Genomic DNA, 21,184 nt, shown 5'->3' with positions numbered 1-21,184 from the left:
AGGGTCTCTGCGTGAAATATTGAAAGAAGCCGCCCGTGCCGGATTTCTGTTGCGCGACAGGGGCTTGGGCGGGTACTTCCTTCAAATGAAGGATGGGGGCCGTTGAAGGAAGCATCGTCCCGGCCCTCACCGCAGCGCCCGGAAGCGCATGGCCTTCCGACCCCCGGTCTCCTGCTCCACCGTGACGATGTCACCGCTCTCGACCAGCGTGAGCAGGATGTCGTCGCGGTCGCGCGCCCGGAGCCATTGCGAGGCACGGGTCAGCTCGGACTTGGTAACGCCGGCAGACCCCGCCTTGCGGATGATCTCGCGCAGGCGTTTCAGATGCGCCTCGGTCTCGGTGTCGGCGACATGGCGCTCGACGGCGTCGATGGTGCGCCGGGCGAAGTGGCGCACGAAGTCGATGGCCCAGACGGCATCCTCGAGCCGGATGACGGGCTGGACCGCATCCCGCCCAACGGCCAGGACGAGCGCGACTTTGGCCGCGTTCTCAGCGATCCGGGCGAGGATCGGCGTCTGGAACGTGCCGGCCGCGGCCCTGAGCTCGGCGGTGATCTCCTCTCCCAGCGCGTCGAAGCGCGCCTGCGCGTCGGCATCCATCGGCACGGTCATCGGATCGACCGCGGTCTCGGGTCCGGAGGTCTTGCCGGCGAGGTTGCCGCTCGCCCCGCCGCCCTCGGCAAGGCGCTGCAGCCCTTCGATCAGCGGTCGCGGCGACGTGCGCAGCCCGGCACGACGGTTCTCGTCCGGATAGTCCTCCTCGCTCGGCAGGATGATGAACCGGGCGAGCGAGCCATCCACGACATTCGCGCCCTGCAGCGCCCCCCAGAAATGCAGCGGCGTCGTCGTGCCGTAGACACAGAGGCAGGGCTGGACGATGTCGCGCCGCTCGTTCGAGCCGTCCCGGTTGGCGTATTCCGCGCCGAGGAAGACCCCGCAGGCGGCGGTGTAGAGCTCGGTCATGTTGTCGAGGATCTCGGTGACGTGGCGCGGGCTGCGCTTACGGTCGGCTGCCGCTGCGAGGAACATCCCGAACTCGTCGATCTGGAACAGGATCGCGGGCTGACGGTGGAGCGCGGTCAGGAGCCCCGCGCCGGAGGCGATCTTGTTGCCGCCCAAGTGATGCGCGAGCCCCGCCGCGAAGAACAGCTCGTTGACGACCTCGCGGGCGTGGTTTTTGCCCGAGCCGCTATCCGCGATGCCGACGATGTAGAGGTTCGTGCGCAGGTCGGTCGTCGTGCGGTAGCGCCGCCCCATCAGCGCGCCGAGGGCGCAGAGGCTGGCGCCCACCGCGAGAAGCGGCTGCGGTCTGCGCGCGGTGTCGATCATGTAGCGCGCGAGATCGCCCACGAGCCCGCCCGGGATCGTCAGCATGAATGACGGCACAGGCGCGAGGATCGGCATCGGGGCTTCGGGCTGGGCGAGACGCGCGAGGAGGCCGGCTGCGGGATGCTCGTCGCTCGCGCAAACCTTCTGACTGCCGTCGAGCAGCAGGTCGGGATCGGGGCGCCAGCCCTTCTCCATGGCGAGGTGATAGATCGTGCCGGCGCCGATCCGCACGGGCTTGAAACTCGTCCACGCCTTCGCCGTCGCGGCCGGGTCGTTCTTAGCCGCCTGCGCGGACCAGTCGGCGAAGAGCGTCGCGCCCTCCTCCCCCAGCGCGCCCTTGAGCGCCATGCCGATGCGCATCCAGCTGTCGTAGTCGAGCTCGGCGTTCGGCAACCAGGCGAGCGCGCTCCGGATCGCGGCCAGCGTGCCGGCCTGCGCGTGGGCCGGCAGACACGGATGCCCGGCCCTGTTTGCGCCCTTCGCACCGAGGCTCTTCGGGCGCATCTCGGGCGGGATCAGCGCCAGCGCCTCGTCGAGGAACGCCGCAGCCCGGTCGGCGTCGATTTCGGGCAGGCTCTCGATGTCGAGATCAGCGAGCCCCTCGTCCGGCCAGGCATAGGGCTGGCCGGTGTCGGGATGCTCGGCATAGGCCACGAACTGCTGTCCGAGGCAGAGCACCTCAAGCGGCGCGCGCCGGATCCCGGCGAAGGGCTCTCGCGTCCGATAGACGAGGAGCCGCTTCGGTGCCTTGCCGATCCTGAGCGCGGGCGTGTCGCCAAGCCGTTCGCGGGCCAGTCGTTCGATGCGCAGTGCAAGCTCGCCATCCTCGGCAATATCGATGTCGAGCGCGGCGACCGCACCGCCGACGATCCCGACGCCGCAGTCGGGCCAGCTGGACCAGGTCGCGACCTCGAGCTCGGTCGTGGCGCGGCTCGCATGCCGGTTCCACTGCGGGTAGTCGTGCCAGGCCGCGCGGGCGAACTGGCCGGGCTTCTTGGTGCCGGGCGCGATCGGCAGGATCGCGTAGCCGTTGGTAACGAGACGCGCACCGACGCGCGCCATCCACGAGGTGTCCGCCATCAGAAGGGCACCTCCGGGATCATGCCGTCGAGCCGTGCACGGTCCTTCGCCGCCAGGTCACGCAGGTGGTCGCAGTAGCCGGTGACGATCACCTCGACGAAGGTGTCCCACTCTTCCTCGCTGAGTTGGGCGAGATCGGTCCGGCCGAGGCTGTCGAGATAGGCGCCGCCGGCCTTTCCGCCCTCGACCATGGCCGCCGTCTCGTTGGGGGTCGGATCGATCATGCCCGACCTCCGGTGGCAGATGTCCTGGCAAACCCGGCTGCAGAGGTCTCTGCGGCTCGTGTCGCGCCGCGGGTCGGAGACGCGGAAGCGCGCGTCGAACCAGCCCCAACCGCGGGGTTCTCGATGGCAGACGGCGCAGAGCCCGGCACGGACGTAAGGCATGGGGCGAACCTGTAGGCGGTGATTTCGGTGAAGCGGCCCGCGGGGCGGACGGCGATCTCGGTGGGGCGGCGCAGCCGGTCCGCCAGCAGGAGCGCCTCGTCGACGGAGTCGGGCACGTCCATCTCGGGCGCCCGTTCGCGCCACCAGCTCGCGGCCTTGCGGCGCGGATAGCCCTCGTGCTCGAAGCAGACCCATTCCGTGTGGAAGGCGAGACCGCAGCGGTAGGTGACCTTCAGCGAGACCCGTCCGCCGCGCTTCTCGTGGCGGCCGTAGGTGACGTCGGTGACGCCGACCCATTGCGGCTTGCCGGTAGACAACACCTCCAGCGTCGAGGCTGTCGGCTCCAGCTTCACCTCGCGGCCGGGGAACTCGAAGCCGCAGCCGGGGCATTCGAGGGCGGCGATGGCCACGATGGTCCCGCATTCGGGGCAGATCTTCGTGGGCGGCGGCCCGTCGCCTGGTCCGCCCGGCCGTTTCGGCCGCACCAGATCGATGGGGCCATGCCGCCGGACATTGCCCGCGAAATCGAGAACGAGGCAGTTCTCCTTGCCCTCGGAGAGCCGCGTGCCGCGACCGGCCATCTGGACATAGAGACCGGCCGACTTGGTGGGCCGTAGCATCGCGATCAGGTCCACGGCCGGCGCGTTGAAGCCCGTCGTCAGCACGCCCATCGAGGCCAGCGCCCTGATCTCGCCGCGCTTGAAGGCGGCGATGATCCGGTCGCGCTCGTCCTTTGGCGTCTTGCCGAAGATGGTGGCGCAGCTCACACCGCGGCGGCGAAACTCTTCGGCGACATGGGTGGCGTGGCGCACGCCGGAACAGAAGGCGAGCCAGGACTTGCGCGTCTCGCCATGGGCGATCACCTCGGCCACGGCCGCGCATGTGATGGCGTCCTGGTCAACCGCTTCCTCGAGGTCACGCGCGATGAACTCGCCGCCGCGCGATCCCACGCCGGTCACGTCGAGGCGGGTCTTCGTCTGTTTCGAGATGAGCGGGGAGAGATAGCCCTGATCGATCAGGTCGCGGACCGACACCTCATAGGCGATGTCCGTGAAGAGCGCATTCTCGCCCTCGTGCAGCATGCCGCTGTCGAGCCGGAAGGGCGTTGCCGTCAGACCGATCACCTTCAGCGCCGGGTTGATCGCCTGCAGGTCCGTCAGGAAGCGGCGGTACATGGTGTTCGACCGTCCGGGGATCAGATGGGCCTCGTCGATCAGCACCAGATCGGCATGGCCGATGCGCGTCGCCTTGTCGTGGATGGACTGGATGCCGGCGAAGAGGATCCGGGCCCGCGCATCGCGGCGGCCGAGACCGGCCGAGTAGATGCCCGCCGGCGCCTCGGGCCAAAGCCCCAGCATCTCGGCATGGTTCTGCGCGATCAGCTCGCGCACATGGGTGACGACGAGCACGCGCTGATCCGGCCAGGCCTTGAGCACGCCGTCGATGAAGGCGGCCATGACGAGGCTCTTGCCGCCGGCGGTGGGGATGACGACAAGCGGGTTGCCGCTCTCCTTCTCGAAATAGCCGTAGATCGAGGCGATCGCGGCCTGCTGGTAGGGGCGCAGGGTCAGCATGCGGCGGCCTCCTCTTCGCGGGCGCCGTTGGTCCAGACCGAGCCATCGCGCATGCGGTAGGCGACGAAGTCCTCGCCTGCGTCGGCCACCTCGCCGGGGACCAGATCGGGGATGAACAGGTGCCGGGCGCAGGCGCGGCGCTGGTCGGCCGGGTCGAGCAGCCGGTCGTGGCGCGCGCAGTGCCAGCCGCCTTCGATCGGCGTCGAATGCAGGCAGGACCGGCAGGTGACGGCCGCGGCCTCCTCGCCATGGCAGAGCCCGTGGTGGTCGCAGAACCGGCACTCGAACCAGGCGGGATCCGCGCTGATCCGCTCGGGCGGATGCTGGGCGAAGATGATCCGTCGCGCCTTTTCCAGCAGGCGCTCGGCCATCTCGGAGTCGGCCGGGACCCGCTCGATGTGCAGCGCGTCGGTGTCCTTGCAGACCGCGACGTAGAGCGCCCGCGTGATGCCGGTCAGGTGCATGTACACCTGCATCTGCGCGGCGTGCTGGGGCTTCGCGAGCGCGACGCCCTTGGCGACCAGCTCGGCGAAGCTCTTCGCGGAATGCGTCTTGAACTCGACGACGTGCCAGGTCTTCGGCGCTTCGAGCAGCCCGAGCGCGACGCCATCAAGCGAGCCGCCGAAATGACCGCCATGGGCCTCGACGCGGAACTGCCGCCCGGACTCGGGATCGACCTCCAGCACCGTCGCGCCGGTGGCGCGCAGATCGCGGACGAGCCGGGCCTCTTCCAGCTGGCCGGTCTCGAACAGCCGCAGGATACGGCCGGTGTGCCGCGCGGGCGTCGCCCAGCGGAAGTCGTACCAGAGCGCGCGGGCGCAGGACTTGCCGATCAGCGAGGCGCCGAGGTGGTCGCGAAAACCGTCGCCCTGCCGGGCCTCGTAGGAGGCGTAGATGGCGGAGAGGGTCGGCGTCGGGGGTTCGGGAAGCTCGGCCATCAGCACGCCTCCTCCCGCTCGAGCCGCGACCGCGCCTCGGCCAGCACCGCCGTCCAGACGGCGCTGTCGTGGCGCTCGCGCAGGACGGCGATGATCATGTCCTTGAGCCGTTCGCGCCGGCGGCGGCCGCCCTGACGGGCGATGATCTCGGCGCGCTCGCGATTGAGGTGACGCAGCGCCGTGCGCGCGCGGTGAAACCAGTCGGGGTCGATCGGCTTCGCCGTCCGTTGCCGCGTCAGATCGGCGGTCGCGATCTGCGTGCGGATCTTCGCGATGGCGTCCTCGATCTCGATCAGGCGCCGGGTGTCGTCAGGCAAGCCGGGGGCGTTCGCGGCCGCGCAGGCCGCGTTGGTGGTGTCGGTCATGGTCGGTCTCTCGGGTCTGGCGATGTCCGGGCCGCCGCGAGTGTCAGCCCACGGCGGCCGAGGGCGTCAGCTCTTGCGGTTCCAGGGCGCGGTGGCCGTGCGGGCGGGCGCCGACTGCGCGGGCGCGCTGGCCGGCTGCGTCGCGGCGGGCTTCGGCGGGGCCGCCTGCGCCGGGGCCTCCGGCACGAGGTAGCGGATCGTGTTGCGCTCGCCGTAGCCGTCCTTCGGGGGCTTCACGCCGACCTGGATCGTCATCGGGATCAGGTGCAGTTCCTCGCTGTCGTTCACCTGCAGCTTGCCCGTGGCGTGGCAGATCGCCGACAGCGTGCGCTGCGCGATCTCGACCGTGGTCGGGTTGGCGTTCACCAGGTTCAGCTGGTCGAAGACCTTGCGGCCCTGCTGCGGCCCTTCGAGGATGTCGAGCATCAGCCAGAGATACTGCCCCATCCCGTTCTTCGTGACGCGCATCTCGCTCTCGACAATCTGGGCGCGATACTTGCCCGCGGGCAGGATCTCGTAGGCGGTGGTGGGCTCGATGCCGGTGGCGTCAAAGACGCTGTCGAAACGTGCCATCGTTCTGTCCTTTCAGTCGTAATCAGGCGGATTGGGGCATGGCGGCCAGGAACTCCGACCACTCGAGCGGGAGGGTCTCCGGCAGGCCGTAGCGGTTCTTGGCGAGGAAGGCGGGGCGCTCCTCGGTGTGCATGACGCGCGCACCGGACCCGAGCGCCCGGGTCACCTTCTTGTTGAAGCCGACGTCGGACTTGCTGACCGAGATCCGGTAGTTGGCGAAGAGCACCACGTCCGAGTGCTCCTGCAGCAGCGCGGAGGCGCGGGCCTGCAGCTTGATCACGTACCGGTCGTAGGGTTCGTGCTCGGGGCTATCGAAGCGCTTGATGTCCGTGTGGGCGATCTGGATGACCGCCATGCCCTTCCGGTCGCGGAGCGCATTCAGCCTGTCGATGTACTCGCGCCAGATGGTCAGCGCCTCGGCGTAGCCCTTGCCGAAGCCGGGGCTTTCGATCGACTGCCAGCCGTTGCGCCGGCAGGCCTCGGCCCAGATCAGCGGCTCCAGCCAGTCCACACTGTCGACGACGACCGTGGAATAGGCGTGGTCCTCGTCGAGAAGGGCATCGAGCGCTTCGGCGACCTCGGCATAGCTCGTCGCCAACGGGAAATGCGGCACCTGCAGCTTGCCGAGACCGTCCTCTGTGATGACGAACACCGGCGCGTCGGCGGACGCGGCGAAGGTGGACTTGCCGATGCCGGCGACGCCGTGGATCAGCACGCGCGGCGGACGCAGCACCGTCGATGTTTGCAGGGATGCGAGCGAGATGGCCATCAGCGCGCCTCCTCGCCGAGCAGCAGCCGGAACTTCGGCTTGCCGGTGCGGACTGTGCGCGCGGGCTCGAACTCCTGGCGGATGTCCTTGGGCCAGGCCGTGTACTTGCGCTCGGGGACGCTGAACGAGATGTCGACGTACTCGGCGGGGTCGGCGCCATCGGCCCGGATCCGCTCGACCAGACCGGCGAGAATCGTCTGATCCCAATCGACGCGCTTGGGGAGTTCGGCGACCACCGTGACCGGGCCGTCCTGCAGCCTGACCGTGCCGGTGTCCATGCTCTCCGCGCGGCGCGCCTCCTGCGCCTTGTCGCCGTACTTCAGCGCGATGGCGCCGTCGATCCAGTCGCAGAAGGTCTTCGCGGCGCGCAGCCGCTCGTCGGCGTCCTGTTTCAAGAGCGCCAGCTGGTCGCCCGGCAGAGCGGCGATATCGCCGACCGGCATGGTGGGCAGCTCGTCGAGGGTGATGTGGTTGGGGATCGTCATGGCCACCCCCTCACGCCAGCTTCACGGCAGGCTTGTCGGCCGTGCTCGAGCAGTGCCGGTTGGCCTCGTAGGCCTCGACATCCTCGAGCCGGTACACGACCCGGCCCCCGATCTTGATGAAGGCGGGGCCCTCACCCGTCCAACGCCAGCGCTCCAGCGTGCGCGGACTGATCTTCCATCGAGCCGCCAGCTCGACCTGGTTGAGATGTGTGACTGACATCGTCGTCTCCTTCGCGATTGGCCGAATGCCTGCGAAGGACCATCGCCGAGGGCGAGGAAGGGGCCGGGAAGGGGAAAGCAAGGAGCACGGTAAGGAGAGCCACAAAACGACCCCTGAAAACGGAAAAGGCCGCCTCGTGGGCGGCCTTGGTCAGCTTGAGCGGCGGACTCTCAGACGTCGATCCAGCAATTGCCCTCAGCCTCACGGATGAAGTCGCGCCAGTCGCTTCGACCGCTGAAGGCGCGGCCGAGGGTCGTCACCTTGGTGTCGCGATGCACGTGGTCCCCGCCTTGCAAGACCTCGGAGGTGCGCAACACAGGTCTGCCTGCCCAGTAGGCTTCGAAGAGCATCGAGAGGATCTGCCGATGCTTCGGACCCCGGAACCGGTACTCCTTGTCGTGAAACCAGACGATCCCGCAATCCTCCGAATGGTCAATCGGGAAACGGCGCTGACGCTGCCGCGGAAAGATGCGCGCGCCCAAGACCTGCGGTGAGATCGAGAGCTTGCCCGGTGCGCGGAGTACGTCAGCCACGCTCATGAGGATGTTGCGCTTGTGGTTCGTGACCGGGATGCGATCGCCCTGGGTCGACGTCAGGATGACCCGGACCTCTTCAGGCGGCCTGCGCTCGAGGAGGGCATCGAGTTTGGTCCAGACGGCTGGATCGGCAAGACGGCGCGCGAACCAGACCGGCACCGGCGACTTCGCACCCGTCAGCCTGATGGTTCCGACGTCCCAGACGAATCCGTCGATCAAGGGGTTCGGACGCGATGGCCCGGCACGCTCGAAGGCCACCAGCATCTTCGCCAATACCAGCGGATAGTCGACGGCACAGGCGGCGATCTCCCCCGCTTCCACGGTGATCCAGCGACCGACGCTGTCGCGATACCCGTACTGCCCGCGCTCCGGGCACCATTCCGCCGGAATGGGCTCGTCCTCATAGCCATCCATCGCGGCGACGACCGGGATGCGCCCGGTCGCCACCAGCAGCCTGGCCTCGAGCAGCTTGTCCGCTGCCCGAGGCGCCACCTGCCTAAGCGTGGCCACCTGCACCTTGCCGACGCGGGTTTCCATCGCCTGGAGCAGCAGATCCACGGCCGTCTTAGTCAACGAGGTCACCGATGTCGGCGGTGTCGGTCAGAATCCCCCAGCGCCGGAGGTACTTCTCGCCGATCAGGCGCTCATGGGGGGTCATGTCCTTGAGGTTGCAGCCATGGGGCATCGTGACGGTGAGCGTCAGGGATTTCCCGCGGCCACCTTCGGGTCCGGGATGGAACTTGATGGTGAACCTGGCGCGCGTGATGACCCATTCCGGCGTCTCCGTCGCGACCGGCAGCAAATGCCCCGTCCCACCGATGTCGAGGCCGATCCGCTTCTCGGCCATCTCCCAGATCGTCCGCTCGGCGCCCGACATGGACTCGAGCGTGATCCGCTCGCCGCGCTCCCCCAACTCCATGAAGCGCAGCTCCTTCACGGTGACCCCCATGATCCCGTCCTCGGGATCGGTCGGGAAATCGAAGGGCTTCAGGAGCATGCTCAGGTCGTATTCGCGCCACGGGATGTGCTTCTCCTTGAAGTCGATCCCGAGCAGATCCCGCGCCATGAACGCGGTCAGGTCCCGCCGGTCATCGAGCGTGTTGGCCACGACCTCGATGACGCCGGTTTCGGCCTCGTAGGTCAGGGCGGCCTCGAACACCGGCTTCACGATGCGCCGCTGCAGCTTGCTCTTCGCATCGAAGCCCAGCATATCTTCCGGGCGTCCCTCGCGATAGACGGCGACCTGCACCAGATCGCATTCCTGGTCATCGAGCATGATTCGATGCCGGTCGAAGATATCGACATGGACATGCGGGGTCTCGAAGCGGTCGCGGATGGCCTTGGTGAAGGCCGCAACGGAGATCGGATCGCGGCGGACCGTGCAGTCTTTCTCGACCTCGAAGCCGCTCCAGGAGCGACCCCGGCGCCGTTCGTCGTTGTAGCGAACCTCTTCCGCCAAGCGGAATCGATCAGGCTCCTTGAGGAAGACCCAGAGCGAACGGTTGTTGGCGCCCTCGAGGATGTCGAAGACTGCGCGGTTCAGCACGACGTTCTGCAGTGCGTTCTGGCCCGGCTCATCGGCGAGCGCTGCGACACGACCGGCGTCGAGGATAACCCGCTGCTTTTCGTCTTCGGACATGCCGTCCACGGCCATGACCAGCGGCTCGACCACCTCGGGCTCGGGCTTGGCCCAGTCGATCGGCGGAAGCGAGGTGAACCCACCGGCCGTGAAGTAGTCCTTCAGGCGGGTGATCGGGGTCTTGCGGAGGAATGCGGTAATGGCGGTCATCGGGGGCCCTTTCGTGCCGAGGAGGAGGAGGACGAGGGAATCAGCACAGCGATACGCTGACGTTCTATATATATCGAACGCGCCATCACGTCTACTTGCGCGGCACGAATTCGTTTGGCATACCGAACAAGCCGCCAGCCCCAAGGAAGCAAGGATGACGCGATGACCACGTCCCTCGGCGCCAAGATCAAGCGCCACCGCCAGGAGAAGGGATACTCGCTCGACAAGCTCGCCGAGCTCACCGACTCGAGCAAGAGCTACATCTGGGAACTGGAGAACCGCGACACCCGCAAGCCATCCGGCGAAAAGCTGACCCGCATCGCCCAGGCTCTCGAGGTCACCACCGACTACCTGCTCGACGACACGGCGGAACCCGGTGACGAGGTTCTGAAGGAGGCGTTCTTCCGGAAGTTCAGCAAGCTCAAGCCGGAGGACCAGGAGAAGATCCAGCAGATGATCGACATGTGGGGGAAGAAGGATTGAGCTTGCCCACGACGCCGCAGGGTTGGGCCATCCGCCTGACGCAGATCCTGTCGCTGCATCAGGCAGCACACGGCCTGCCGCGGTTCCCGGTGGACGTGGGAGCGTTGGCGCAGGATTTCTCGCGGCAGGTCTTTCCAGACGCGCCGATCTCGATGGTCGGCGGCCTGAACCTTTCCAAGGGCGTCGAAGGAATGCTCATGCCGCGCCCGGACGGCTCTGGCGATTGGGGCATCATCTATAACGAAGCTATCCGGTCCGCCGGGCGGCGCAACTTCACGCTGGGCCACGAGCTGGGTCACTACCTTCTGCATCGGGAGGCTCATCCCGGCGGGCTCCAATGCACCAGCCGGAACATGGCGGATTGGGATAGCGCCCGGAACAGGATCGAGGCGGAGGCGAACACCTTCGCCTCCTATCTCCTGATGCCGCTCGACGATTTCCGCGCGCAGATCAAGGGGCGCGCCATCGACATCGACGTGATGACCGAGTTGGCCGACCGCTATGCCGTGTCGCTGACCGCGGCGATTCTGAAATGGATGACCATCACCGACAAGCGCGCCATGATCGTGGTCGGCAAGGAGGGTTTCATCGACTGGGCCTGGTCGAGCCAGCCCTTGCTCAGGTCCGGGATCTTCTACGCCGCGCGGCAGACCGTGATCGAGCTTCCCGCGCGGTCACTGGCCGCCCGTGAAGTGGACGGGGACACTGGCCGACATGGTGAGCGTCACGGGCCCGGGGTCTGGCTGGGGAACGAACCCGTACACGAGATGACCGTGTTTTCGCCCAACAATGAGATGATGACCATCTCTTTGCTCATCTATCCCGACCGAGCGCCATCGCGTTGGGAAGCTGCCGAACTCGAGGAAGATCCAACACGGGATACGTTCGACAAGTTCATGGCGGGGAAAGCGGGAGGCTGATGATGAGCCAGGTCATCTTTCGCGGTCAAAACGGCTGCAACAGGCTGGCTTCGGCGAGGCTGATATCACGGCCGAACTCCACACATTTACGGCGACAGAGGAGCCTCCAATCGAGGGCGACGAGCCTTACCGGCCATCCCAGAAGCGACGGCCACAGTATTAGTCAAAACAATGCAGGAAAGAAACTCGCGCGATGAATGATAGTGACCCGCTTTGGCTGGCCTACCTCTGGGAGTCTTGGGGGCCTTCTCCGGAGCGACAACGAGAACTGCAGGCGCTTGAGGACGAGATCCGGGCCATGGGGCGCTCCGCCAAGGTCGATCAGTTCCTTGCCGCACGCGATCGAGGGGCGAGGGCGTACGCGGCCAAGCAGGAGCTAGGGCAGGTGTTCCGCAACGACGGGGAGCGCTCTGCGAGACAATGGCTTTCGGAGGCGACGGGAACTCGGGTGCGCGACCGCGATATTCTCAAGAGTCTGGAACGCGAGCTTGACAAGTTGATCGAGCGCGAGCATCGTCTTCGTGGTAGACATAGCCAGCCCAAGCAGAGCTCTACGGTGCGGGCGTCTTTAAGGGATGGTCGGCACTCAAACTGCCTACGTGCCCAAGAACCTACCAATTCCTGGACAATCTATATCGACGAGACTGGCGCCGAATTCGACAGCACAGAGCGCCCCTCGAACCCGAACCGAACAGGGCGTATAGTCGCGCTGGCTGTTCCCGAAAGCGTCGAGTTGCCAGATTGCGGTGGATTTCATGCTGCAGACAGAACGTTTGCCGAGGTCGACGAATTACTGCAGCGTGTTCTCGACGCGCCGGTAGGCATTCTAGGCTTCAGCGTTTTGGATGATACTGCGCGCCATCGCTACTGGATCGGCCACGTTCTCCATCTCGTGCGCTGGACGCTGCTTCAACTTCCGGTTCCGCCTGATGGCCGAAGAAGCCAGATTCGCATCCTGATCGAGCAGCGTGACGCCTATAGTCCACAGACGGATCTGAAGGCTCTAGCCCAAGCCCTTGAAAGCGAATTGGCCGCACTTGACCCACAGCGTTTCAACAGACTCGCACTTGAGATGGGCTTCATGGGCAAGAACCACCCCATGAACGGTTATGTTGATGTCTTGGCCTTTACATGGGGCAGCACAGACTGGTCGAATAAGGACCGTTTGCGTAAATCGCAGTTGCAGGGTCACTGTTTCGTCGAGGCCAACGAAAGCAGTCTGCACCATCTCTTCTTAGCATTGACCAGTGGGGGGCCGCTGGCACCAGCCGATTGGTATACGCTTTGCGCTGCGGTGGCGGATGAGCAAGAAAGCAGCTTCCTGCGCCGCGAACTCGATCGGCTCGGTAAGGTTATTGCGCGCCACCCCCGGCAATGGGAGCTTTACCTCGAAGAAGTACAGATGCGCCTTTCAAGCAAGCGATACTCCCTTGCCGAGTTGGGCAGTGCCATAGCTTGGCTGCAGCAGTATGCCGACCAGTCGCAAATCATTCCAGGCACGTTGAGGCTACAACTCGACAGCAGCCACCTGTCATTGGCCAATCATCGCGGGCAGATTCACGATGAGCTTGTCTTCCGCTGCCTCGAGTGGGTCAACAAGCTTGAGGACGAGGCGCCGCAACTGGTAGCGGAGGCGCTTTTGCGGATGGCAAGCACAATGACAAATAATTTTCAATTCAACGCGCTAGAGGAGATCGTCGAAACATGGCTTGCTAAGCCCATCGCGGTGGCCGGACTGCTGAACTATGGCAAGCTGCAATCCACGCGCGGCCAGATGCATGCCTTCTCACATGATCCTGCCACAGCCGTTTCCTTTTTCGAGGCAGCCGCAGAGAGTTTCGCCCGACTGAGCGATCCACGGCAGGTTGAACGGGAGAGGCATCAAACCGGCATCTACGAGATGATCGCCCGGATGGACGCTGTGCCTTTCGATGCCGACGGCGAAGAGGCGAGCGCCGAAGTGGGAATGGTACTGGACTCCATTCGTCAACTGCTCGGCAGCCGCGACCCCGAGGCAATCAGTCGGTCTCTGTCCGCGTCGGATCAGGAAAAGCGCTTCGAAAATCATCTATGGTTGCGTGCGCTTAACCGCTTTCCCCGGCAGATGGCCAGTGCCCGCGCGGCCTATCTCGGCAACCGCAACAAATGGAAGGTCGGTAGCGATCATCCTTGGCCGCTAATCTTGGCCTATCGTGCTTGGCTTCTGCAGGACGCGGGCGAGACTGAGGAGGCGCACTCTCACCTAGATGCGGCCGTTCGCACCTGCCTCGACGATGACCACGGTGTGACGCTCGAGTGGATGGCGCTGGTGCTTAGCACTTTGGCGAAGGCGATTGGCGTGCCGCTACCCAGTTCTGATCATGCGGCGGAGGAGGAACTGCGAAGGCGCCTGCAGCATGCGCCTTGGGAGGCGTTGGCCGAATTCGCGGCTGAGGCTTCACACGGCAGAATACCTCCCGCACGCATCTGGGTACATCTCGCGAAATGTCTTCCCTTCAACTTTCACTGAGCCGTGTACCGATCCACTCTTGAGCACAGAATAGATGTCCTTTCCCAAAGCCCCCATTTCCGCTCCTGAACTCGCACGCCGAGTTCTGCTGCACCCTCGTGGGGGCGTGAATGCGTTGATGGAATTGGTCAGGAACAGTGAAACTGAGTGGCTGGAGCTTAAGGCCTCATTCTATCCTGAGGGTGGCAAATTCGAGCAGGGAACGAATGCAGACGACTATCGCTGGAACGTTGCAAAGGCGGTCATTGCGCTGGCCAACTCGATCGGTGGAGTGGTGCTGCTGGGAGTCGCCGACAATGGGGGCGTAATCGGTATCGAGGCCAGCGACCCCGACGGTCGGCGGCAATCCAAGGGGGCGGAGGCGTTTCGTCGCGAGGTGGTCATGCCGCAGGTTCTATGCCCAACCAAGGGCTGGAAGACGGGCCGCCAGGGCCATTTCCGACTTGTGAATGCAGCGTTGCTCGAGCGACTGGTCGCACTGGAAGAGATTCCGCAAGGCGAGCAGAGCGTTCTAGCTATTTTTGTCGATCCCGCGCCCGAGGGCTACGGCTTTGTCGAAGTTGAGGCATCAAAGCATGTCACCCGGCAGGTCTACCTGCGCAAACGCGGTGCGGTTGGGCAGGTCGTGGCGCTGGACGGAGATCAAACGGATGTGCTTTCAGCACATGAAGCACAGCGCCAGAAGCTTGCGGCTGAGATCCCACTGCTCTGGAGACAATTCGAGGAAGGAGGCCTGCTGGCCCGCTCGAATGAGGAGCTCGTGCCCGATGTACGCCACCATGTCGCCGCGCTGGAGAAGCATCTGGCGCCGGTCGCGGCTCAATTCATCCCTCTTGTCGCGGTTCAGCGACGCACAACTAGGCCGAACGCCGTCCACAAGGCTCAGATGCTCGATGACGGCGACAACTGGGTCCGGAGCGAAGCGACACCTTCGAGGGAGGACAGCGATCTACTGCCGACCGCCCCCGAGCCGCGTAGGGGACCGGCTACCGAACTGCTCGGACGAACCAACCAAGCGCTGTTGATCGGGGAAGGTGGCTCCGGCAAGAGCAGATGCCTTGCTGCGCTCGCCTTCGAAGCGGCCCGCGAATGGAAGCCCGGCCAGCCCTGGCCGCTTCTGGTATCTCTTTCCGCCTATTCCGCGCAGGGCTTGGCGGGCTTGCTTGCAACTGAAAGCGGCATCGACTGGCAAGATCTGGCGCCGCGGGTCAGGGCTGGCGAGTTAACTCTCTATCTTGATGGGCTAAATGAATGCCCGGACTTGTTCTATGATCAATGCTTGAAGGAGATTGCAGGGATCTTGCGCGAGTATCCCGCCGCGCGCGTGCTGGTAACCAGCCGGAGCGCACAGTTGCCGCCAGAGTTCAAGTTGGAGGTATTCGAACTCGAGGCAATGGATAGGGCATGCCAAAGCAAGTTTCTGGAAACCTATCTTGAGCAACCGCAGAAGGGCGAGTCGATCCTTGAGCAGTTGCACCTTCATGACGGTGGCAGAGCGATCGCCGGCAGCCCGATGCTGCTACGCATCGCCGCTGAGGTCGCGCGTGAGACCGACGCAATCCCGAACGAGCGCTCGAAGCTGTATTGTCGCTTTCTCGATGCCTGGTTCCGGCGTGAGACCGAAACGTCGAGGCGCAGCGGCGAGACGCTGCCATGGGATCACGAGTTGACCATCAACGCGCTGGCGGAGTTGGCTTTCCGGGCGCGGCAGAAGGGTAGCAGCCGAATTCCTCGGCCGCAGGCCCACGCCCTACTAATCCATCGCCTTGGTGAGGACACCGATCGCTTCATCGACTGGGCCTCACAGGGCACCGTTCTGGTTCGTAACGAAGGTCGCGGTGACCTGGCTTTCGAGCACGAGACGATCCAAGAGTATCTCTGTGCCAGATATTTAGTGGCTCGGCATGAGGACTTGCATGCCGACGTGTTGGCGGTGCGCGCTGATGCCAAGCCAGGAATATGGGCAATGCCTCTAGCCTTCGCGTTTGAGATGCTCGCGCAGCCATCGCCGGCGTTTGTGTATTCAGCGTGGAGGGTTGAGCCGCTGATCGTTGCTGCCGGAACTCGAAGCGAACTGCACCATCATGCCAAAGATGTGGCCGATGACCTTTGGGAGGAGGCAGTATTGAACGTCCTGCTTGGGAAGGACGCTGCGGCACAGGCCCGCGCTATCTCGATCATTGCCCGCTTGCCGCCGAAGTATCCAATCTCGCAATATCTGCTGAGCAGCCTGAACAGTCATGCTTTCTGGTACACGGCGCAAACACATGCCGCCGGTGTTGCTAGACTCGACCGGCTACGCGGTCTGGTCTGCGGTCCCGATTTCCCGTGGATTGAATTGCTTTCTGATACACTGGTCGGCTGCAAAGCTTGGGCTGAGGGCCTGTCGCCGGCGCTCCGCGCCATCGCGGGGGTCAGCCCCACTCCAACCCTGCGTCAAGTGTTGTCCTCATGCTCGGTCTCTGAACTCTGTGCTCTCCGGCGACGCAAGATGATCTCTGCCGAAACCTTCGTCTCCGCTTGGAAGACAGCACTTGACCGCTCATCAGCAGATCGACTGGATCTCGACCTTCTGGACATTCTGCGCACCGAGAAAGAGCAGATGAACGATATCCTGCAAGACATGCTCCCGCGCTACCAAGCCCAGCTGCGCCGAATTGCCGTCGAACCAGAACTGTCACTGCGAGCTCTCAGTATCCTGCTTCGGGGAGGGGTGGTCCAAGCAAAGGAACTTCGTGAGCGACAAGGTTTTCTGGCCAATGTGTGCGCCCGGATGTCCATGATGAACGCCATCCGCTTGTCTAAGCAAGGCCTGCTGCGCCCTGCTGACATCGATGCCGGAACGCGGAAACGTCTTGTCTATGATCGAAAAACCACAAGTCGCAACATTGACGAGGCAATCAGGAGTGGGCTCCTGAGCCCAGAGGATCTGCCAACCCAGTTGCGTGAACGAACTGTGGCCGCCGCCCCATCGCCCCCCAAAAAGCCGCGTGCAAGACCTGGGGCGACCACGTTTTCGGTTGCGATGCTCAGTGATGCCAAATCCCGGATGAAGGTTAATTCAGAGCTTGCGAAGACACGCTGGACAGTTGAGCTGAAGCGGACCATCCCCGAGCGAGGTTTCGGCTTCGTTCGGCACCCCGATTTCAAGGAAGACATCTTCTGCCTGTTTTCAAAGATTGCCGCGACGGACCGGAATGGGCTGCGCGAGGGGGAGGTGCTCAATGTGATCATCACCACCAGTTTCGACCGAGCAAGGCGGCAATGGAGCTTCGCGGTCGAGGCGGGCCACACCGTAGAGTAGTAGAGAACTGGCGCCGTCACTCCCCCGTCGCCTGCGGGCCGAGTTCATAGTATCTGTCCCTAATCTTTATAGGGGCTCCGGTGAGTAGCTTTCGCGCCTCGTCCGTGTCGAAAGCATAAATATGGGCCGAGGCGACATAACCGCGTAGAGTGCCGCTAACAGTGTTACAGCTTCTCGCAAGGTCGCTCTGTAGCTGGGCCATCGCGGCAAGATTGGCATATTGGCGCCCGAAGATGTTCTGACTTCGGAAGAAAAACTGCAGGTCGAGTCTTCCTTGGCGTATTTTCGCGTCAAGCGTGGTCAGGCAAGGCAGGCTAGCCGCGGAGCTACCGGGAACGAGAAGGTTGATAGTCGCAGACTTCGTTTCGGGTTTGCGTTTGAGTCGCTCGACCATCCAATCAAACTGATTGATTCCCGCCATGTCGAAAATTCGCTGCCCGTAGGTGAAGGGGCGATCAGGCATGCAGGCGTCTTGCGCAAACTTGGCAAGGGTCCGGGCCAAGACGGTTGGGTCACCATGGGCGGATAGCAGCGGATCAGAGACGCTTGGCGCCGAAATCTCGACTGTTAGACCAAGCACCTCGAGCATCCCGACCTCTCCATCGTGATGGGGTTGGCCGTGGCTCAGCACATGGTTGATGCTCTCGATCCAACACTCTCCGATCGTTTGGGCACGGATTGCCATCGGCAGGTCTGCCATAAAATTAGTTCCTACTTCAGAACAGTTCGCGCCAGAGCGCCTCGTAATGTCGTCCTTCGAGCGACACGCCGCGTCGCGCTGCGGCCGCCCCGGTCCGCGAGAAATGGCCGGCGCCATTCCCGTCATCTGCGAAACTGTCGTGCTCGAGACGCTCGAGTTGGTGCCAGGCGCCATCGGAATGGCGGACGGCAATTTCTTCGCGCTCGGTTATGCCGCCGATGACCGATACCTTCGCATCCTGGGATGCCGCCAGCTTGTACATTGCCGGCAAGTGCGCCGCCGGGACGGCATAGAGAAACTGCCAGTCGCCGCCCGCGGTGCTGAGCTGTAGCGGCGAGAGACCCGATGCTAAAATGAGTTCGTCGAGGTCGGGATGCAACGGGATGCGCTGCTCATCGACAAAGGCGCCGCAGGCGCTAGCATCGCATAAGGCGTGAATTGCGCCGGGCAGCCCATCGCTGATGTCGGTTCCGGCATGCGGTATACCAGCCTCCGCAATGGCGCATCCGAGGGTGAAAGGCGGGCGCTGCTCGATGATCGCCTTCTCAACTACGCGGCGGGCGCGGAGACCGATCGGGAGCGCGCGCTTTAAGGCAATCAGCCCTAGCAGCATCGATCCGAGGAACCCTGTAACCACCAGCGCATCGCCCGGGCGGGCACCCGAGCGGCAAATACGTTTATCGCGCGGCACCGTGCCGAGCGCAGTGGCGACCAACGCGAATTTTGGGTTCTGCTTGGTGTCACCGGCAACGATTTCCGCACCGTAGCGCCTAGCGGCCTCGGCAGCGCCCCGCATCACACCACGGACGAACCCAAGTGTAGTGTCAGGGGGAAGCAGCAAGGCCACCGTGACTGCCCGCGGAATGCCCCCGGAGACCACGATGTCGCTGATGGCATGTGAAACGCCGAAGTCCCCAACGCATTCTGGGCCGGCAAGCCCGAGACCGTAGGCCGCATTGAGCCCGGATCGGTCGGTGTTCAGCACTAGCAGTTCATTGTCCCTTTGGCGGAGGTCGACGAAGGCGGCGTCATGACCAAATCCATCGATCAGCATGCTCGGAGTGAGCATCATGCCAGTGATCTCGGCCACCATGCGGCGCTCACCTGCCTCTCGGATCGTCAATTCTTCGTCCATCGGCGATGCCGTTGCTCGTTTTCTAGAGAGATGATTGATCTTTTTCGGTTCCCCAACTGCAACAGCTTCCCCGAGAACAGTCAATGTCTCCTGATCGGGAGCCGGAAGCAGCGAGCTTGATCTTTCGAAGCGATATGAAGGACTTCGGCCCCTCTTGCTTCCACAGTGCTTCCACGGGTGTTGGAAACGCAAACGCCGCCCCGGAGGGCGGCGCTTAAGTGTTTGATAACGCGTAGGGATTTGGTTGCGGGGGTTGGATTTGAACCAACGACCTTCAGGTTATGAGCCTGACGAGCTACCGGGCTGCTCTACCCCGCGGCATTTTTTGCGGATCGTTCTGATACGCTCTGCTTCGTTCATGAGAGACGGATCGCTTCTTTTCAGGTCTGGCGGTGACCTACTCTCCCACGTCTTTTGACGCAGTACCATTGGCGCGACGGCACTTAACGGCCGAGTTCGGGATGGGATCGGGTGTTTTGCTCGTGCTTTGGCCACCAGACCGGAAAAGGAGCGATCGGCGTTTTCCGGTTCTTCTGGGAACCTGGAAAGACATTGTCCAAGGATGCTTTTGGAAGAAGGTCTGCCTTCTTCCGGATCAAATCAAGCCAATCGAGCCATTAGTACCGGTCAACTGAACGCATTGCTGCGCTTACATCTCCGGCCTATCGACGTGGTGGTCTTCCACGGCTCTCAAGGGATACCTTGTTTTGAGGGGGGCTTCACGCTTAGATGCCTTCAGCGTTTATCCTGTCCGTTCATAGCTACCCAGCACTGCCGTTGGCACGACAACTGGTCCACCAGTGGAACGTTCACCCCGGTCCTCTCGTACTAGGGGCAACTCCTCTCAAGTATCCTACACCCACGGCAGATAGGGACCGAACTGTCTCACGACGTTCTAAACCCAGCTCACGTACCTCTTTAAATGGCGAACAGCCATACCCTTGGGACCTGCTCCAGCCCCAGGATGAGATGAGCCGACATCGAGGTGCCAAACGATGCCGTCGATATGGACTCTTGGGCATCATCAGCCTGTTATCCCCAGCGTACCTTTTATCCGTTGAGCGATGGCCCTTCCACTCGGGACCACCGGATCACTATGGCCGACTTTCGTCTCTGCTCGACTTGTCAGTCTTGCAGTCAGGCTGGCTTCTGCCATTGCACTCAACGAGCGATTTCCGACCGCTCTGAGCCAACCTTCGCGCGCCTCCGTTACTCTTTGGGAGGCGACCGCCCCAGTCAAACTACCCACCACGCAGGGTCCCGGACCCGGATAACGGGCCGCGGTTAGACATCAAGAGTGCGAAGGGTGGTATCTCAAGGATGGCTCCACGGGAACTGGCGTCCCCGCTTCGATGCCTACCACCTATCCTGCACATCGCAATCCTGATGCCAGTGCGAAGCTATAGTAAAGGTGCATGGGGTCTTTCCGTCTAACCGCGGGAAGTCTGCATCTTCACAGACAATTCAATTTCGCTGAGTCCACATTTGAGACAGCGGGGAAGTCGTTACGCCATTCGTGCAGGTCGGAACTTACCCGACAAGGAATTTCGCTACCTTAGGACCGTTATAGTTACGGCCGCCGTTTACCGGGGCTTCAATTCAAGGCTTGCACCTCTCCTTTTAACCTTCCGGCACCGGGCAGGCGTCAGACCCTATACGTCGCCTTACGGCTTCGCAGAGCCCTGTGTTTTTAGTAAACAGTCGCCACCCCCTGGTTTGTGCCCCCCGCCAACAGTTGCCTGCCAACGGGGCCTCCTTCTCGCGAACTTACGGAGGTATTTTGCCGAGTTCCTTAAATGTGGTTCTCTCAAGCGCCTTGGTATTCTCTACCAGTCCACCTGTGTCGGTTTAGGGTACGGTCTCATGGAGGGCTATTTCCAGGAACCGCTCAGCAGCCCCTCCAATCCGATAAGGAGGAACTACACCTGCGATCCGTCACCATCTCCTGGCCCAGGAATATTAACCTGGTTCCCATCGACTACGCCTTTCGGCCTCGCCTTAGGGGCCGGCTTACCCTGCTCAGATTAGCTTTAAGCAGGAACCCTTGGACTTTCGGCGACAGGGTCTCTCACCCTGTTTGTCGCTACTC

17 protein-coding genes, 1 tRNA gene and 2 rRNA genes (1 of these 20 only partly in view) are annotated in these 21,184 nt (G+C 63.5%); 4 read left to right on the top strand and 16 right to left on the bottom strand.

Features of this window, described 5'->3' with window-relative positions; translation table 11 throughout:
- Nucleotides 1-126 precede the first annotated feature (126 nt).
- The 11 genes from LOS78_RS00515 to LOS78_RS00465 form a co-directional block, all read right to left on the bottom strand.
- Nucleotides 127-2,409, bottom strand: a complete 2,283-nt coding sequence (locus LOS78_RS00515) for a PriCT-2 domain-containing protein (RefSeq protein WP_230376424.1) — start codon at nt 2,407-2,409, stop codon at nt 127-129.
- Nucleotides 2,409-2,633 (bottom strand): DUF6511 domain-containing protein, encoded by a 225-nt coding sequence (locus LOS78_RS00510; RefSeq protein WP_028030858.1) that lies wholly within the window; start codon nt 2,631-2,633, stop codon nt 2,409-2,411. Before LOS78_RS00510 ends, LOS78_RS00515 begins: the two co-directional genes overlap by 1 nt.
- Entirely contained in the window at nt 2,630-4,369 is a 1,740-nt protein-coding gene (locus tag LOS78_RS00505; protein ID WP_230376423.1) for a DEAD/DEAH box helicase, read from the bottom strand. Before LOS78_RS00505 ends, LOS78_RS00510 begins: the two co-directional genes overlap by 4 nt.
- On the bottom strand, nt 4,363-5,307 hold the full coding sequence (locus tag LOS78_RS00500; RefSeq protein WP_230376422.1) for a PD-(D/E)XK nuclease family protein: 945 nt from the start codon (nt 5,305-5,307) through the stop codon (nt 4,363-4,365). Before LOS78_RS00500 ends, LOS78_RS00505 begins: the two co-directional genes overlap by 7 nt.
- A complete protein-coding gene (locus LOS78_RS00495) occupies nt 5,307-5,672 on the bottom strand; it encodes a hypothetical protein (protein ID WP_230376421.1) in 366 nt (121 codons plus the stop codon). The genes LOS78_RS00500 and LOS78_RS00495 overlap by 1 nt, the downstream gene beginning before the upstream one ends.
- Nucleotides 5,673-5,738: 66 nt before the next feature.
- Nucleotides 5,739-6,245 carry a DUF669 domain-containing protein gene (locus tag LOS78_RS00490; RefSeq protein WP_230376420.1) on the bottom strand — a complete coding sequence of 169 codons (507 nt, stop codon included), beginning with the start codon at nt 6,243-6,245 and terminating at the stop codon, nt 5,739-5,741.
- Nucleotides 6,246-6,267: 22 nt separating this feature from the next.
- On the bottom strand, nt 6,268-7,014 hold the full coding sequence (locus tag LOS78_RS00485; protein ID WP_230376419.1) for an ATP-binding protein: 747 nt from the start codon (nt 7,012-7,014) through the stop codon (nt 6,268-6,270).
- Nucleotides 7,014-7,499, bottom strand: coding sequence for a hypothetical protein (locus LOS78_RS00480; RefSeq protein ID WP_230376418.1), 486 nt, complete (start codon nt 7,497-7,499; stop codon nt 7,014-7,016). The genes LOS78_RS00485 and LOS78_RS00480 overlap by 1 nt, the downstream gene beginning before the upstream one ends.
- 10 nt (nt 7,500-7,509) lie before the next feature.
- A complete protein-coding gene (locus LOS78_RS00475; protein ID WP_021096360.1) occupies nt 7,510-7,719 on the bottom strand; it encodes an AlpA family transcriptional regulator in 210 nt (69 codons plus the stop codon).
- 170 nt (nt 7,720-7,889) lie between these two features.
- Nucleotides 7,890-8,813 carry a hypothetical protein gene (locus LOS78_RS00470; RefSeq protein WP_230376417.1) on the bottom strand — a complete coding sequence of 308 codons (924 nt, stop codon included), beginning with the start codon at nt 8,811-8,813 and terminating at the stop codon, nt 7,890-7,892.
- 7 nt (nt 8,814-8,820) lie between these two features.
- Entirely contained in the window at nt 8,821-10,044 is a 1,224-nt protein-coding gene (locus tag LOS78_RS00465) for a hypothetical protein (RefSeq protein WP_230376416.1), read from the bottom strand.
- Nucleotides 10,045-10,206: 162 nt separating this feature from the next.
- Between LOS78_RS00465 and LOS78_RS00460 the strand changes: the two genes are divergently transcribed.
- The 4 genes from LOS78_RS00460 to LOS78_RS00445 all read left to right on the top strand — a co-directional run bounded on the left by LOS78_RS00460 (nt 10,207) and on the right by LOS78_RS00445 (nt 17,260).
- Nucleotides 10,207-10,527: a helix-turn-helix domain-containing protein gene (locus tag LOS78_RS00460; protein ID WP_132953416.1), complete on the top strand. Its 321-nt coding sequence runs from the start codon at nt 10,207-10,209 to the stop codon at nt 10,525-10,527.
- A 2-nt stretch (nt 10,528-10,529) separates the two neighbouring features.
- Nucleotides 10,530-11,447, top strand: coding sequence for an ImmA/IrrE family metallo-endopeptidase (locus LOS78_RS00455; protein WP_230376415.1), 918 nt, complete (start codon nt 10,530-10,532; stop codon nt 11,445-11,447).
- Between the two features lie 193 nt (nt 11,448-11,640).
- A complete protein-coding gene (locus tag LOS78_RS00450; RefSeq protein ID WP_230376414.1) occupies nt 11,641-13,956 on the top strand; it encodes a hypothetical protein in 2,316 nt (771 codons plus the stop codon).
- A 34-nt stretch (nt 13,957-13,990) separates the two neighbouring features.
- Nucleotides 13,991-17,260: an RNA-binding domain-containing protein gene (locus LOS78_RS00445; protein ID WP_230376413.1), complete on the top strand. Its 3,270-nt coding sequence runs from the start codon at nt 13,991-13,993 to the stop codon at nt 17,258-17,260.
- A gap of 16 nt (nt 17,261-17,276) precedes the next feature.
- Here LOS78_RS00445 and LOS78_RS00440 read toward each other — a convergent pair whose 3' ends face one another.
- The 5 genes from LOS78_RS00440 to LOS78_RS00420 form a co-directional block, all read right to left on the bottom strand.
- Nucleotides 17,277-17,960: a thymidylate synthase gene (locus LOS78_RS00440; RefSeq protein WP_230376412.1), complete on the bottom strand. Its 684-nt coding sequence runs from the start codon at nt 17,958-17,960 to the stop codon at nt 17,277-17,279.
- Between the two features lie 16 nt (nt 17,961-17,976).
- Nucleotides 17,977-19,095 carry a thiamine-monophosphate kinase gene (locus tag LOS78_RS00435; protein ID WP_230376411.1) on the bottom strand — a complete coding sequence of 373 codons (1,119 nt, stop codon included), beginning with the start codon at nt 19,093-19,095 and terminating at the stop codon, nt 17,977-17,979.
- A 241-nt stretch (nt 19,096-19,336) separates the two neighbouring features.
- A tRNA-Met gene (locus tag LOS78_RS00430) sits at nt 19,337-19,413 on the bottom strand.
- Nucleotides 19,414-19,479: 66 nt separating this feature from the next.
- Nucleotides 19,480-19,594: ribosomal RNA gene (rrf, locus tag LOS78_RS00425) — 5S ribosomal RNA — on the bottom strand.
- A 97-nt stretch (nt 19,595-19,691) separates the two neighbouring features.
- Nucleotides 19,692-21,184 (bottom strand): 23S ribosomal RNA (locus tag LOS78_RS00420); it runs 1,344 nt beyond the window's last position.

Source organism: Paracoccus sp. MA, assembly GCF_020990385.1.
Lineage (GTDB): Bacteria > Pseudomonadota > Alphaproteobacteria > Rhodobacterales > Rhodobacteraceae > Paracoccus.
This window is presented reverse-complemented; position numbering and strand designations above follow the sequence as displayed.